Origin of the sequence: Streptomyces sp. NBC_00631 (genome assembly GCF_045206895.1) — a bacterium.
Classification (GTDB): Bacteria; Actinomycetota; Actinomycetes; order Streptomycetales; family Streptomycetaceae; genus Streptomyces.
On the sequence record NZ_CP107734.1, the window covers coordinates 506,235 to 520,446 of the forward strand.

12 protein-coding genes and 1 pseudogene are annotated in these 14,212 nt (G+C 68.9%); 7 read left to right on the forward strand and 6 right to left on the reverse strand.

Annotated elements, in window-relative coordinates; all coding sequences use genetic code 11:
• Positions 1 to 160 precede the first annotated feature (160 nt).
• The 5 genes and pseudogenes from OHB00_RS02645 to OHB00_RS02665 all read left to right on the forward strand — a co-directional run bounded on the left by OHB00_RS02645 (position 161) and on the right by OHB00_RS02665 (position 2,976).
• Positions 161 to 1,192: a GlxA family transcriptional regulator gene (locus OHB00_RS02645; protein ID WP_406430779.1), complete on the forward strand. Its 1,032-nt coding sequence runs from the start codon at positions 161 to 163 to the stop codon at positions 1,190 to 1,192.
• Positions 1,193 to 1,282: 90 nt separating this feature from the next.
• Entirely contained in the window at positions 1,283 to 1,714 is a 432-nt protein-coding gene (locus OHB00_RS02650) for an Rrf2 family transcriptional regulator (RefSeq protein WP_406430781.1), read from the forward strand.
• Positions 1,715 to 1,804: 90 nt separating this feature from the next.
• A pseudogene (locus tag OHB00_RS02655) lies at positions 1,805 to 1,909 on the forward strand (SDR family NAD(P)-dependent oxidoreductase); the annotation flags it as partial.
• A 127-nt stretch (positions 1,910 to 2,036) separates the two neighbouring features.
• Positions 2,037 to 2,453, forward strand: coding sequence for a nuclear transport factor 2 family protein (locus OHB00_RS02660; protein WP_406430783.1), 417 nt, complete (start codon positions 2,037 to 2,039; stop codon positions 2,451 to 2,453).
• Between the two features lie 127 nt (positions 2,454 to 2,580).
• Entirely contained in the window at positions 2,581 to 2,976 is a 396-nt protein-coding gene (locus tag OHB00_RS02665) for a DUF3500 domain-containing protein (protein WP_406430785.1), read from the forward strand.
• A 550-nt stretch (positions 2,977 to 3,526) separates the two neighbouring features.
• Here OHB00_RS02665 and OHB00_RS02670 read toward each other — a convergent pair.
• The gene (locus OHB00_RS02670) at positions 3,527 to 4,852 is read right to left on the reverse strand and encodes an MFS transporter (RefSeq protein ID WP_406430787.1); all 1,326 of its coding nucleotides are present in this window, start codon (positions 4,850 to 4,852) and stop codon (positions 3,527 to 3,529) included.
• 224 nt (positions 4,853 to 5,076) lie between these two features.
• Here OHB00_RS02670 and OHB00_RS02675 point away from each other — a divergent pair, with 224 nt between their 5' ends.
• Together OHB00_RS02675 and OHB00_RS02680 are read left to right on the forward strand one after the other, a co-directional pair.
• Positions 5,077 to 6,111, forward strand: coding sequence for a LacI family DNA-binding transcriptional regulator (locus OHB00_RS02675; protein ID WP_406430788.1), 1,035 nt, complete (start codon positions 5,077 to 5,079; stop codon positions 6,109 to 6,111).
• An 86-nt stretch (positions 6,112 to 6,197) separates the two neighbouring features.
• Positions 6,198 to 7,283 carry an amidohydrolase family protein gene (locus OHB00_RS02680; RefSeq protein ID WP_406430790.1) on the forward strand — a complete coding sequence of 362 codons (1,086 nt, stop codon included), beginning with the start codon at positions 6,198 to 6,200 and terminating at the stop codon, positions 7,281 to 7,283.
• Positions 7,284 to 7,336: 53 nt separating this feature from the next.
• On the opposite strand, the gene OHB00_RS02685 is transcribed toward OHB00_RS02680, so the two are convergent.
• The 5 genes from OHB00_RS02685 to OHB00_RS02705 all read right to left on the reverse strand — a co-directional run bounded on the left by OHB00_RS02685 (position 7,337) and on the right by OHB00_RS02705 (position 14,196).
• Positions 7,337 to 8,119, reverse strand: coding sequence for an alpha/beta fold hydrolase (locus tag OHB00_RS02685; protein ID WP_406430792.1), 783 nt, complete (start codon positions 8,117 to 8,119; stop codon positions 7,337 to 7,339).
• Between the two features lie 58 nt (positions 8,120 to 8,177).
• A complete protein-coding gene (locus tag OHB00_RS02690; protein ID WP_406430794.1) occupies positions 8,178 to 9,359 on the reverse strand; it encodes a hypothetical protein in 1,182 nt (393 codons plus the stop codon).
• A gap of 91 nt (positions 9,360 to 9,450) precedes the next feature.
• Positions 9,451 to 12,369: a Tat pathway signal sequence domain protein gene (locus OHB00_RS02695; RefSeq protein ID WP_406430796.1), complete on the reverse strand. Its 2,919-nt coding sequence runs from the start codon at positions 12,367 to 12,369 to the stop codon at positions 9,451 to 9,453.
• A 10-nt stretch (positions 12,370 to 12,379) separates the two neighbouring features.
• Positions 12,380 to 13,246, reverse strand: a complete 867-nt coding sequence (locus OHB00_RS02700; RefSeq protein ID WP_406430798.1) for a carbohydrate ABC transporter permease — start codon at positions 13,244 to 13,246, stop codon at positions 12,380 to 12,382.
• Positions 13,243 to 14,196 carry a carbohydrate ABC transporter permease gene (locus OHB00_RS02705; RefSeq protein WP_406430800.1) on the reverse strand — a complete coding sequence of 318 codons (954 nt, stop codon included), beginning with the start codon at positions 14,194 to 14,196 and terminating at the stop codon, positions 13,243 to 13,245. The genes OHB00_RS02700 and OHB00_RS02705 overlap by 4 nt, the downstream gene beginning before the upstream one ends.
• Positions 14,197 to 14,212 lie beyond the last annotated feature (16 nt).

A 14,212-nucleotide genomic window follows, 5' to 3' on the forward strand; every position in this document is an offset into this window, starting at 1 on the left:
ACTGCCGCACTCACGCTAGGCGGCACGACAGACCTCAACCATGGGCTTGAATGACACCACTCAACGAGTTCTCGCCACTTCGCTGAACAGCGCTTTCCTGACACACAACCGTCAGGCCTGTGCGATGTGTTGTGGCTGGAAGTGGGCGTAGTCTGCGCGGATGCACACGGTTGCGATTCTTGCGCTGGATCAGACGGTGGCCTTCGACATGGCCATCCCGGTCGAGGTGTTCGGGCGCGTGCGCCTGCCGGACGGGCGTCGCCCCTACCGGGTGCGTGTCTGCGGTACCCGGCCGGAGGTGCCGACCGAAACATTCACCATCCGTGCGCCCTGGGGGCTGGACGGCCTTGCCGGCGCCGACACGATCATCGTGCCCGGCCGGGAGGAGCACGCGGGCCCGCCCCCGGCCGAGGCTCTTCAGGCGCTGCGCGACGCCGCCGCCCATGGCGCGCGCATCGCCTCGATCTGCGGCGGCGCCTTCACCCTGGCCGCCACGGGCCTGCTGGACGGCCTGGCGGCGACCACCCACTGGATCGCTGCCGATCAGCTCGCCCGGCAGTACCCGAAAATCGAAGTGCGCCCGGACGTGCTCTACGTGGACAACGGCCAACTGCTCACCTCTGCCGGGGCCTCCGCCGGCATGGACCTGTGCCTGCACCTGGTCCGCCGCGACCTGGGCTCGGCCGTCGCGGCGGACGCGGCCCGACTGGCCGTCACCCCCTTGGAACGTGAGGGCGGCCAGGCCCAGTACATCGTCCACGAGCCTCCGCCGCTGCCTCGCGGCTCACTTCTGGAACCGACTCTGGCCTGGATCCAGGACCACCTCGGTGAGGATCTCACTCTGGAGGCCATGGCTGCCCGCTGCGCCATGAGCACCCGCACCTTCAGCCGCCGCTTCCGTGAACAGACCGGCACGACCCCGCTGCAGTGGCTGCTCCGCGCACGCGTCCGACACGCCCAGTACCTGCTCGAGAACAGCGACCATCCCATCGAACGCATCGCCGTACAGGCCGGTTTCGGATCCGCAACCGCCTTCCGAGAACGGTTCAAGCGCGTCACCGGCACGACCCCGCAGACCTACCGGGCCGCCTTCCGCCGCAGCGGCGTGCTCGACGGCACCGGGCAGGAACCGAGCCGGGAGCCCGTCCCGCCGTGGGCGAACAAGCCCAGGTACACGCGCCAGGCGGGCTGACGAGGCCGGTCCGGCCAGCCCCACAGGACTTGCCGCATGTAGTTGAAACTATTATTGTTACGACTAGAGCCGAGGGGGGTGGAGTCCGACGTGAGTGCCAACAGCAGACTGACCATCGCGGCGCACGCCCTGACATGGATCGGGCTGTATCAGCGCCGTGGCCACGAGGTCGCCACCTCCGAGCAGATCGCGACGAGCGTCAACACCAACCCGGTGGTGATCCGCCGCCTGCTGGCCGAGCTGAGCAAGGCCAGCCTGGCCGAATCGCGCCGGGGGGCAGGGGCGGGCTGGATGCTCGCGCGGGACCTGGCGGCGATCACCCTGCTCGATGTCTACCAAGCGATCGAACCGGGACCGGTCTTCGCCCTGCATCGCGCGACACCGGACCCCGAGTGCGTCGTGGGCCACGGCATCGGGCCGGCAATGACCGCCGTGTACGACGGTGTGGAGGCCGCCCTGCGCAGGGAGCTGGCCAAGACCACGCTGGAGGACGTGCTGCGGGACGTCTTGAAAGCCGCCTGACCTCGGATCGTCGACCCCTGATCGAGGAGGATCGCATCCCACGCTCATCGATGTAACAAAAATGGTTACATCAAGGAATTGGAGAGTCTCATGGGAGAGCTGGACGACAAGACCGCCCTCGTCACCGGCGCCTCCAGCGGCATCGGCCTGGCGATCGCCCGCCGCTTCGCCGCCGAGGGCGCGCCCGTCGACCTTGTTGTGCTGCGCGGAGGCGGGGCGCTCATGCAACTCGGCGAGCCGCTGAGCGGCAAGCACTTCCTGTTCCAGGGCTGAGGCCCGACCGGCACACCTCATGCGTACGAAAAGACAAAGGACAAGGACGATGGCAACTGATACTCAGACCTCGCGGACCGTGGCCGAGAAGTTCGTGGAGCGCCTCGGCAGGCAGGACCCCGACGGCATCCAGGAACTGTTCGCCGAGGAGATCGACTGGCACGTGCCCGGCAGTGACGCGCTGCCCTGGACCGGGCGCCGTACCCGCCGGGAGGAGGTCGCGCCGTACTTCACCACGATGTGGCCGCACTTCGCGCACGGCAGGAGCAAGGTCGTGCTGGAGCGCGCCATCGTCGACGGTGGTGACGTAGTGCTGCTGGCAGTCTTCACGCACACCGTCGTGGCCAGTGGGAAGCAGTTCACCACTCCGGCAGCCATGCACCTGATGGTCGAGGGCAACCGGATCGTCCGCATGCACCTGTACGAGGACACGCTGACAGTCGAGGAGGCGTTCAACGCCGGCTGAGCGGAGAGTACCCGGGGCCCCGTGGCCCGGGCACATGGCGGCCGGGACTTCGCGTTCGCCGAGTTTCGGGCCGGCCAGCGCCCACAGGATCGGTATCCCGGAGGGGGCAGACCAGATGTAGAGCCCAGTGCCGTGCGGCACGGCCGTACCGATCGACGGCAGCTTCGACGACCTGCTGCTCGGCCCCGGCAACGACGGCCCCTTCCCCGCCGAGCCCGAGGGCGTCCTCGTCAGCAGCCTGAGCAAGAAGCAGCGGGCCAAGGTCACCGCGATGCTCGCCGCCTGGGTCGACGACCTGGACGAGAAGGCCGCCGCGCGGCTCCTCGCCAAGTACGTCTCCGAGTACGACAAGACGTACATAAGCTGGAGCGGCGGGACGACCATCAACGACGTCAACACGTATGTGCGCCTCGACGGCCCGTCCGCCTGGATCGAGTTCTCCAACCAGCCCGCGGACGAGGACCCCGGCGTCCACCAGCACACGATCTTCCGCGACGAGAGCGCCGACTACGGCTGGAACTGACGGAAGCGACGGGTGAGGAGGAGCGAGAAGACCGGAAGGACCATGACCAAACCGACGTACCGTCTGCTGACCGCGTTCCTTCTCGCGGCCCTCCTGCTGGCCGGCGTTCTCGCGCCGCCGGCCGGCGCACACCCGATGGCCACCTCCGCGGTCCTGCTGGACATCGGCGACGAACGGGTGGACGGGGAGGTGCAGTTGCCGCTGGACCGGCTGTCCATTCCCGGTGAGCCGCGACCTGACCCGGGAGGGCGTCCTGGGCGCCGACCGTGCGTTCCTGAAGAGCTACACGGCACAGCACATCAGCGCCGTCGGCAAGGACGGCGGCCGGAGGAACACCCGGCCACGGCGGGAACGGCGGTTGCGGCGACGATCCCGGCAAGGTGACTCCGGCGTTTCACTGATCTTTCTCCCTTGGTGTCTCGAAAACCCTCGCGGTGATGGAGAGACCCTAGGTTTCACCCCGAAGGATCGTCAACAATATCGTCGACTATCTGGCGGACTCACAGCAGACACAGAAATCCTGACGGTCGGCCCGTCCGGGGATCAGCCGCTACTCCAGGGACTGGATGGCCCTGCCGGTGCGATCCGGTGCGGTGAGGCTGAGCACGAGGCCGAGGGCGGGGCCGATCACGCCGAGGCCGAGGGCCAGCGGTACCGTGCCGGCCAGACCCAGCGCCGCCAGCGGGAAGACACCGGCCCCCAGCCCACGGCCGATGTAATACGTGCTGTTGGAGCCGGTCGCGCGCAGTCGGGTGGGAAACATCTCCGACATCCATACGCCCATGACGCCGAACCCGCCGAAGCCCGCCGCGCACACCACCAGGGCCCAGAAGGTCTGGTCGGCCCAGAACCGGGTGCTCACATGATCGCTTCCCGAGGTGACCAGCACCAGGAACCAGGCGAAGCCGACCGTGCCCACCACACTGGCCCAGAGATAGGCGCGCCTGCGGCTGACCACGTCGGACGCCCAACCGGTGGCGGTGTACGCGAGGATCGTGGCGACGTATCCGATGAGCACGATCACCGTGACCCGGCCGAACGGCAGATGCTGGCCCTTGAGGAGGTACGTCGACAGATAGGCGCCGATCGCGTTGCTCGCCACGAAGGTGGCCGTGGCGATGCCCGAGAAGGTCAGGAAGAGCCGGGCGTTGCCGTCCCTGACGAGGTCGCTGAAGGGGATCTTCGCCGGACGCAACCGCTCGGGCAGTTCGCCGGCCGCCAACGCCCGCCGGTACTCGGCCCAGTGCCGGGACTCCGGGAGCCAGAACGCCGCCGCGACGGCGACCACGAGGCTCACGACGCCGATCAGCCGATAGCCCGCGCGCCAGCCGGCGTCGCGGCCCAGGGCCGAGACGCAGGCGAAGATCACGCCGACGGTGATGATCTGCCCGACGAAGAACATCGACTGGATCGCGCCGCCCATGGCGCCGCGCCGACGGGGCGTCCAGCACTCGGTGAACATCGAGAAGGACAGGCCGAACAGACCACCCATGCCGATCCCGGCGAGCAGCCGGGTGAGCAGGAAGGTGGTCCAGTCGGTGGCGAAGCCCCCGAGGAGGGCCGCCAGGCCGAAGGCGAGCACGCACATGGCGTAGGTCTTGCGGCGGCCGATGGCGTCGCCGAGCCAGCCGAACAGGAAGCCACCGGCGATGGAGGCGAAGCCCTGGTAGGTGACGATCGAGACGATCTGGATCGTCGACACGTGCAGGCCGTCGGCGATGTAGGCCATGGGATAGCCCACGAGGTTGATCTCCGCGCCGTCGAAGAGGGTGCCCAGCAGGGCGAAGACGAGGATGAGGCCCGTCTCGCGACGGGCGTACCGCGGTGCGGTGGCGGGTGAGTACTGCGGGGACGTGGAGGTGTTGGTGTCTGTCATCTGCGTGAACCGCCTTGTTCACTCAGGGGCGAGCGGCGCGCGAGTCGACGCTGGTCGATCGTGGGCTGCCGGATGCCGGGGGGGGTTCTGCCGCTGTCGGGCCATGGCATAGTGTGCATACGATTGCACGAACGAATGCATCATGAGTTCGGGCTTCTTCGCGCGTCAACCCCCTGGACGATGGCAAGGCACCGAGTGAACAGGCGAAGGGAGAGTCGAGCGGCATGACGGCACGATCAGCCGGCAGCGGCAGAAAGCGCCGGCCCACCATGGCCGACGTGGCACGCGCGGCGGGCGTCAACCCGTCCACCGTGTCGCGTGCCCTCGACGACCGGCATCCGTTCTCCCGCAGCGCGTCCGCGGAGCGCATCCGGACCATCGCCCAGCAGGTCGGCTACACCCCCGATCCGTCGGCGTCGAGTCTGCGGCGGCAGAGCACCCGCACGGTCGGCGTGATCGTGCCCCGGCTCACCGACACGGTCATGGCCATGCTGTACGAGGAGATCGCCGCCGCCTGCCGGGGACAGGGCCTTCTCGCCCTGGTCGCCACCACCGGCGACGACCCCGACGAAGAGGAGGCGGGCGGGCGCCTGCTGCTGGAGCGCCGGGTCGACGCCATGGTGCTGACCACCGCCCGTCTCGACGGCGCCGGCACCTTCATCGGCACCCTGGCGGACCAGGAGGTCCCCTACGCCCTGGCCATGCGCACCGACGGCCGCGGCCCCGCAGCGGTCGGCGACGACCGCCTCGGCGGCTATCTGGCCACTCGCCACCTCATCGACCTCGGACACACCCGGATCGCCGTAGTGGCCGGCCCGTCCCACGCCTCCAGCGCACTCGGCCGTACGGCAGGGTTCCGCGCGGCCATGACCGAGGCGGACCTTCCGGTCGACGACGCGCTGGTGCGCGTGTCGGGCTTCAGCATGGAGAGCGGCGAGGACGCCGCCGCCCACATCCTGTCGCACACCCCTCGCCCCACCGCTGTGCTGTGCGTCAACGACAACACCGCCATCGGCGTCATGGCGGCCGCCCGTCGCCAGGGGTTGCGTATCCCGGAGGACCTCTCCCTGGTGGGCTACAACGACACGCCCGTGGCCGCCCGCCTCCCCGTCCCGTTGACCAGCGTCCGCGTCCCGTTCCGGGACATCGCCCAGGGCACGGTGACCCTGGTCCAGCGCGCCATCGACGGCAAGCCGCCCCAGACCCTGACCTACGCGCCCACGCTGATCCCGAGGGCCTCGACCAGCCGCCGATCCTGACAGTCCCCCTCGCTGACGCGGCACCCCGGGCGGGTGCCGCCCTTTCGGGATGCCCGGACCCGGGCCGCCCGACGGAGAGGAACGCCATGCACGAGAACACGGAAACCGAGACGGAGCTGAACTCACCGACGCGGCCGGAGAAGACGACCGAGAAGCTCGACGCCTTCTGTCACATCCTGCCGCGCGACTACGCCGACCGCCTCTTCGCCCTCGACGGCGTCCCGGCCGTCGCCAACCTGCGCAAACGCATCATGAACATCCCGTCCCTGGTCGATCTGGACGTCCGCTTCCGGCAGTTGGACGAGTTCCCCGGCTACCGCCAGATCATCAACCTCGCCGCCCCGCCCGTCGAGGACTTCGGCGCTCCCGCCGTCTCCACGGACTTCGCCCGCCGCGGCAACGACGGCCTGGCCGAGTTGGTGGGCAAGCACCCCGACCGCTTCGCCGGCTTCTGTGCCGCGGTCGCGCTCAACGACGTGGATTCCGCGGTCGCCGAACTCGACCGTTGCGTGAACGAGTTGGGTGCGGTCGGCGTACAGATCTACACCCATGTCCAGGACCACCCCCTGGACGAGGACCGCTTCGAACCGTTCTGGAAGCGGTGCGCGGAACTGGACCTCCTCATCCAGGTGCACCCCTGCCGCAACTCCACCTGGGCCGATTACCCCACCGAGGAACGCTCCAAGTACGAGATCTGGTGGACCTTCGGCTGGGAGTACGATCTGTCGGCCTTCATGGCCCGCATCGTCTTCTCCGGTGTCCTGGAGCGCTACCCGAACCTGAAGTTCCTGATCCACCACGGCGGCAGCATGGTCCCGCACTTCTCCGGCCGCGTCGGCCCCGGCTGGGACCAGCTCGGCTCCCGCACCCCGGCCCATCAGCAGGAGGACGTCACCGGCTATCCGCTCACCAAGCGGCCGGTCGACTACTTCAAGATGTTCTACGCCGACACCGCCCTCTTCGGCGCCGCCCACGCCCTGCGCTGCGCGGTGGAGTTCTTCGGCCCCGAACGGGTCCTGTTCGGCAGCGACTCCCCGTACGACCCCGAGAAGGGCCCCGGCTACATCCGGTCCGCCATCGCCAACGTGGAGGAACTCGACCTCACCGAGGACGAGCGAGCCGCGATCTACGGGGGCAACACCCGCCGACTGCTGGGCTCTCGGCTCTCCTGAAGAGGTGCTCGGCCGTACAGAAGGGGACGGTCGGCGTTCTCCCCGCCGTGCGATCACCCGGCGGCCCACTCCCGGATGAGCCGCACCGTGCGCTCGGGCCGCTCCTCGTGCAGGTAGTGGCCGGTGCCGGGCCAGTGCTCCACCCGTGAGCCCTGGGTCTGGAGGAAGCCGCGTTCCCAGGCGGCCGCCTCCGTCGAGGTCCACACGGTCAGTGCCGGCTGGGGGCGGCGGCGCAGGTACGCCTCACTGTGCGGGCGGACGCCGACCGCGTCCGGGTCGGTGTACATGCCCGCGTACGACTGGGCGATGACGTGGTCCGGGGTGCCGAGCATGGTGCGGACATGGGCGGTGCGCAGCCCTGGCGGGGCCTGCGGGGAGAACGCGTCGGCCACGAATTCGGCGGCGGCCCGGGCTCCGCGGGCCTCGTAGTCGGCCAGGCGCGCCGGGATCCCGTCCACTTCGGCACCGCGGGCACCGTGGGCGGGGTCGAGGGCGACGACCGACCGCACGAGCTCCGGGTGCCGTACCGCCAGCAGGTTTGCCACCTGACCGCCCATGGAGTGGCCGACGGCCACCACCGCTCCGGTGGCGAGAGTCTCGATGAGTGCGGCCAGGTCGTCCGCCATCCCCACCGGTGTGTTGCCCTGGTCCGGTACCTCGGAGCGGCCGTGGCCGCGCAGGTCCGGGACGACCACCCGGAACCGCTCGGCCAGCGCCTCGGCGTGCGGCGACCACTCCCTACCGTCGCCGCCCCAGCCGTGCACCAGGAGCAGCGCGGGGGCGCCGACGGGGCCCAGGCTCGTGCAGAACAGGCGGATGCGGCCGACGTCGATCACTCGGGGCCCTCCTCGTCGGTCGCGTACGTGAAGTCGAACTCGGAACTCAGAGTGAGAATCAGAGTGAGAAGAGGAGGGTGCCGAAGCCCGGGTGGTCGCACTGGAAGGGTGCACCCTCCGGCCGCAGTCGACCCGCCACCTGGGCTGTGTACGGCGCGGACTTGCCGGCCCGCTTCACATAGTGGTTGTACGCCATCTCGTAGATGTTCCGGAACGTGCCTCGCCCTGTGGTGGAGATCGCCGACCAGTGCCAGTTGCACCGGCCGAAGGTGGCGTCGTACGGGACGGTGTCGCCGAGGTTGTACTTCGCCGTGTACTCGAACCCGGACAGCAGCAGCGAGCTGGACGCACCGTACAGGTCGAGGCCCTGGACCCGGCCGGTCTCACAGATCTCGGCCAGGGAGCCGAGGATCAGCTGGGTGTGCGCCTGGTCGCGGCCGGACTCGCAGCACTGGCCGGTGCCGGGCTGGATCAGCTTGGTCAGGCCGCAACAGCTGTGCGTGTAGAAGGCGTTGTAGGCGTCGTTGAAGAGCGTGAGGTTGTTGCAGGCCACCGCTATCTGGAACATGCCCTTCAGCCCGCACAGGCCGTAGCCGCCGTCGCCGTAGACGTTGATGAGTGGCACGAAGATGTTCTCGAACATGGCGACGGTGGCGTTCAGTTCGGACTGCGACCAGCTGCCCGACGGGCCGGTGTAGTGCATGATCTCGACGGCGGCGGCCAGTTTGGCGCCGTAGATCCCGGCGGCCAGTTCTGCGTCCTTGCCGTTGATCTCCTCAAGCGCGTCGGTCCAGGACTTGATGATCTCCAGGGCCTTGTACGCGTGGGCGGTGTCCTGGGTGATGTACCACATGAGGGCGTTCTGGTAGGCGGCGTTGCAGTCGTACCAGAGCTCCGTGTTGCCGTCTTCGGTGTCGCTGCCCCGGGTGACGGTCGCCTGGCCGCCGGCCACGACGTACGAGGACGAGGAGAAGCGGTCGGCGGCGAAGACGTTGTAGCCCTCGATCCAGGGGGACGCGCCCGCCGCGACCTTGGCGCGCATGCGGTCGAGGTCGGAGCGGCTGTGCAGGACACCGGGGTGGGTCAGCGCGGTGAGGCCGGAGGTGACGGCGGCGGCCGGGTCGGCGCCGGCCAGTCCCCCGGCGCCCGCGAGCCCGGCGGCGCCTGCACCGACCGCGGTGAGCTTGAGGAAACGGCGGCGGGAGGGAGGGGTGCCAGGGCTGGACTGCGGCTCGTTCAAGGGACGGTCCTCTCACTCGACGTTGAGTGGTGAAGGGAGGTGGGGGGCGGGCCGGTGCGGTCTCCCATACCGCACCGGCCCGGGAACTGCCTCAGCCCCGGTACAGGACGAGGGTGCTGAGCGGGCCGAGCCTGGGCCGGTGGCCCGCTCCCACGGTCTTGCCGGTGGCCAGGTCGCGGGCGGGGCCGAAGTCGGTTCGCGGCGGGAGGGTGACGGCCTTGTCCGTGCTGGTGTTCATGGCGATCAGGTAGTCGCCGTACTCGCAGAGGTAGAACGGCGCGCGGCCCACCAGCATGGTCTCCACGCCGTCGAAGTGGACGCCGAGCGTGGGGTCGGGGACGTCGTCGGGGACGGGGGCGAGGTGGTAGACGTCGCCGGCCAGGGCCTGGTGAAGGGTGTCGCCGGGGGGCGGGAAGCCGCCGGGCGGGAGGTGGGAGGCACCGGGGTCGTTGATGGCGTAGTCCCACAGGACCCAGTCCCGGGCGGTGAACGTGTCGTCCGTGAGACCGCCGGACCGTTCACGGATGGTGGCCGAACGCTGGTCGGTGGGGGTGACGTGGTGGATACGGGCGTAGTTGTTCACGCCCTGGCGGGAGCGGAAGTAGAGGGAGGCGAAGAGGAGTTCCTCGCCGTTCTTGACGGCGACACAGCCGTTCTCCTCGTCGGTGAGGACGAAGTCGGGCTGCTCCCAGGCGGTGGGGATACGGCCGGGCCGGGCGGGCAGTGACTGGAACTCGGGAAGGTCGCGGGAGAGGAACCGCAGGGCGTTGAGGCCGACGCGGGTCCAGGGATGGGTGGCCTGGAGGTTCAGCTGGGGGTAGAGCTGGCCGTCGGTGATCATCTCCTGGGTCCAGCCGACGATGTCGGGGTCCTTGAAGACGGCGGCCGTCATCAGGGGGTTGGAGTCCCAGGCGGTGCGGGAGGCGTACGCGGTCTCGCCGGGGTAGACCTCGTTGCGCCAGCCGATCACCGTCTCGATGCGTGAGATGCGGCAGCCGTCCCGGTCGACGTCGATCACCCGGAACGCGCCGCGCGCCTTGGAGATCTTCACCATCTGCTCGCGCAGCTCGGGCGCCTCCTGGCCGCCGTATCCGCGCGTGACGGACTCGTACATCATCACGAGCCAGTCCAGGACCTCGCCGTAGCTGCCGACGTAGCCGAGTTCACGGGTGAGGCCCTTGCGGGTCACCTGGTAGTAGCTCTCGCCGAGCGGCTTGGCGGGGTTGCCGTCGGCGTCCTCGGGGCCGAGGTAGGGCTTGATGCCGATCGACTGGTACATGTAGTCGCGGATCCTGTCCTCGGACCGGGCCAGGTCCGGGGCGAGGAGCTTCAGGCCGCGGTTGGCCTGGTAGAGGCCGATGGCGCAGATCTGCGACTGGTTGCTGTAGTGCGGGAAGTGCCGACGCCAGTAGTCCCGGCTGGACTGGAGCATGTCGATGTACGCGTCCTTGCGGACCGGCGGCACGGGAGTGGTGGTATCGGCGGGCGCGACGAGGGTGACGTCGTCGAACCAGGCCGTGCCGGGGCCGTTCAGGCGCAGGGTCATCTGCATCTGGGTCGCGCCGGCAGGGGTGTCGAAGACGAACTTGACGTACTCCCAGTCGTGGGTGCCCTTACTCGCGTACACCTTGTGGTCGCTGCCGACCAGCTTGCCGCTCGCGTCGAAGAACAAGGGGTCGATGTGGGCGCCGGCGCCCGTGACGCCGTCGGTCCTGATCCAGGCGCCGTAGGTGTACGTGCCTGAGCCGATCTTCGTCTTCGCGTCGGGATAGACGTAGACCTTGCCGTCGGTCGCGGTGGCCTTGAGCTTCAGGGAAGCCGAGCCGCTGCGCGAGACCGTCGTGTCACGAGTGCAGGTCGCGTCGGTGCTCAGGGCCCAGCTCGGCGCCGACCATGCCTGCGGGGTGTCGCCGCCCGCTTCGAAGCCGGGGTTGGCGATGGCGTACGGCGAGCCGGTGACCCGCTCGCTCAGACGGTCACCGAGGTTCTCCCACAGCAGGGCCAGCACCAGGCCGACCCGGCCGAAGCCCTGCCACTGCTGGTCGGAGCCGGTCAGGACGGTGGAGTCGGCCTTCCACGCCAGGTACCGGCCGTCGATCGCCTGGAGCACCCGGTCCAGTGCCTGCGGGTTCTGGTAGGCGGGGCTGCCGGACCACAGGTAGCCCTCGGCCAGCGACTGCATGGCCCAGCCGTCCAAGGTGGCCGGATTCGCGGTGGTGAGGAGGTTCTTCTGGTCCTTCTGCACCCGCGCCTTGATGGCGTCCAGGATCTCCTCGCCGCCCGTGCGCGGCTTCGGCTCGGGCGCGGGGCCCTGGACCTCGCCCTTGGGCGGCACGAAGCACGGGTCGGTGTGGGTGTAGAGGCGGTAGATACCGCGCGACGGGGTGGTCATGATCCGGTAGAGCTGGGAGGAATCCTGGCCGTAGGACCAGATGCGGCCCATGGCGCGGATCTCCAGCGACACCTTCTCCTTGCCGGCGGTCATCTTCTCCGGCAACGGCAGCGTGTGGAAGAAGAAGCGGCCCGGGGTGCGCGGGGCGGTGTCGAGGATGTCGAGGCAGTCGACGGCGCCCTGGTCCTCGTAGCCGACCTGCTTGCCCTCGCAGAAGAGCTGGAGGCGCCACATGTCGGTGCCGGACGCGGCCTCCTCGGAGGAGTCGTCGTGGTCGTCGCCCCAGAGGCGGACGGTGACGTAGGTGGTGCCCGTCGGGCTGACCGCCACGTCGAACGTCAGGGTCCCGCCCCAGTAGGAGGCCGGCTCGGTCGGGTTGAGGACACGGGCGCTCTGCCCGAGTCCGCCGGTGACCGTGTCGGAGAGGACGGCGGTGAGAGTGTGGGCGGTCTCGGATGCGGTGTCACCGAAGACAACGATGTCCAGAGGGGCACAGTCCACCCGCGCGGCTGCCGCGGCAGGGACCGCGGTGCCGAGGGGCAGACCGACCCCCGCCACGACGACGCCGGTCGCTCCGGCGTACTTCAACACGTCACGTCTCTTGGGTGCGTTGGGCACAGCTGTTCCTTTACTTGAGGCTGCCCATGAGGATCCCGCTGCGCCAGTACTTCTGGAGGGCGAACATGAAGACCGCCAGCGGGATGATCGACAGCAGGGACCCGGTGAGGACGAGGGTGTTCATGTCGCGGGACTGCTGCGCCTGTTGCACCCAGGAGAAGAGGCCCAGGGTCACGGGGAAGGAGCGCTCGCCGTTGAGCATGAACAGGGGAAGGAAGAAGTTGTTCCAGATGTTGACGAAGTCGAGCATGAAGATCGTGATGCCGCCGGTGCGCATCAGCCGCATCGCGATCGAGAAGAAGACCCGCGTCTCGCTCGCGCCGTCGATGCGGGCCGCCTCCATCAGCTCGGTGGGTACCGAGCTGTCGGCGTAGACCTTGCCGAGATAGACCCCGAAGGGGTTGATGAAGTAGGGGATCAGCACCGCCCAGACGGTGTTGGTGAGGTGGATGTCCGCGAAGACGAGGTACAGCGGGAACGCGAGCAGCGTGCTCGGCAGCAGGGAGGCGCCGACGATGACGCCGAACAGGGCGCCCCGGCCCCGGAAGTCGAATTTCGCCAGTCCGTAGCCGGCGGCGAGCGAGAGGAGCGTCGAACCGGCGGCGCCGACGGTGGAGTAGAGGACGGAGTTGAGGATCCAGCGGCCGAAGACGCCGTCGTGGTAGTCCCAGATCGCCTGGAAGTTGTCGGCGAGGTGGTTGGTGGAGAACCACAGGCCGAAAGTGGAGTAGAGGTCCGTCTGGTTCTTCGTCGACGCCACCAGCAGGAACCAGGTCGGGGCGAGGGAGTAGAGCAGGAAGACGATCAGGAGGCCGGTGGTGAGGGCCACCGCCCGGCGGGTGGGGCGGACACCGCCCCCGTGGGCGACGCTGCTCATGACATCTTCCTGTTCGTGACGCGGTAGAAGACGAAGGCGAGGATGCCGGTGACGACGGCGAGGACGAGCGACTCGGCGGCGGCGTACTGGTAGTCGCCGGTCTTGAAGGCCCGGTCGAAGATCTCCAGCATCGGCGTGAAGTCCGTACTGATGGACTCCGGCGCCACGTACCGCAGGAACAGCGGCTCGGTGAACAGCTGGAGGCGGCCGATCAGGGAGAACATGCCGGTCAGGATGAGGATCCCGGTGATGTTGGGCACCTTCACGGACCAGGCGATCCGCCACTCCTTCGCCCCGTCGAGGCGGGCCGCCTCGTACAGCTCCCGGGGCAGCGCCTGTAGCGAGGCGGAGATCAGGATCATGTTGAAGCCGATCCCCTGCCAGGTGAGCAGGTTGCCCAGCGAAAGATAGGTGTTGATGCCGCCGAAGAAGGTGACGGTCGTGCCTGCCTTGTCCGCGAGGTCGATGATGGGGCTCGCGGTCGGGCTGTAGAGGAACAGCCAGATCAGGGTGGAGACCACGCCCGGGATGACGTACGGGATGAGCAGTCCGGCGCGGAAGAAGCGGACCGCGCGGGCCGCGACGCCGTCGAGCAGCAGGGCCAGCAGCAGGGAGATGCCCAGCATGACCGTGATCTGCGCGGCTCCGAAGAGCAGGGTGCGCAGCATGCCGGCCCAGAAGGTGCCGTCCGCGAGGATCGCCGCGAAGTTGGCGAAGCCCGCGAAGACGACCTTCGTCGGGCCGAAGCCGATGCCGCTGCTCTTCTTCTCGTGCAGGCTCTGGTTGAGCGCGTAGCCGATCGGCACGACGTAGGTGAGGAGGAAGCCGATCAGGAAGGGCAGCATGAACAGCAGGCCCTTGTAGGCTCCCCGTCTCCCGGCCCGGCGGGGGGAGGTCCGCCGGACCGGGGAGTCGGTGGCGACCTTCGCCGGCCGCGTGAGAGTGGACAAGAAAGTCTCCAGATCA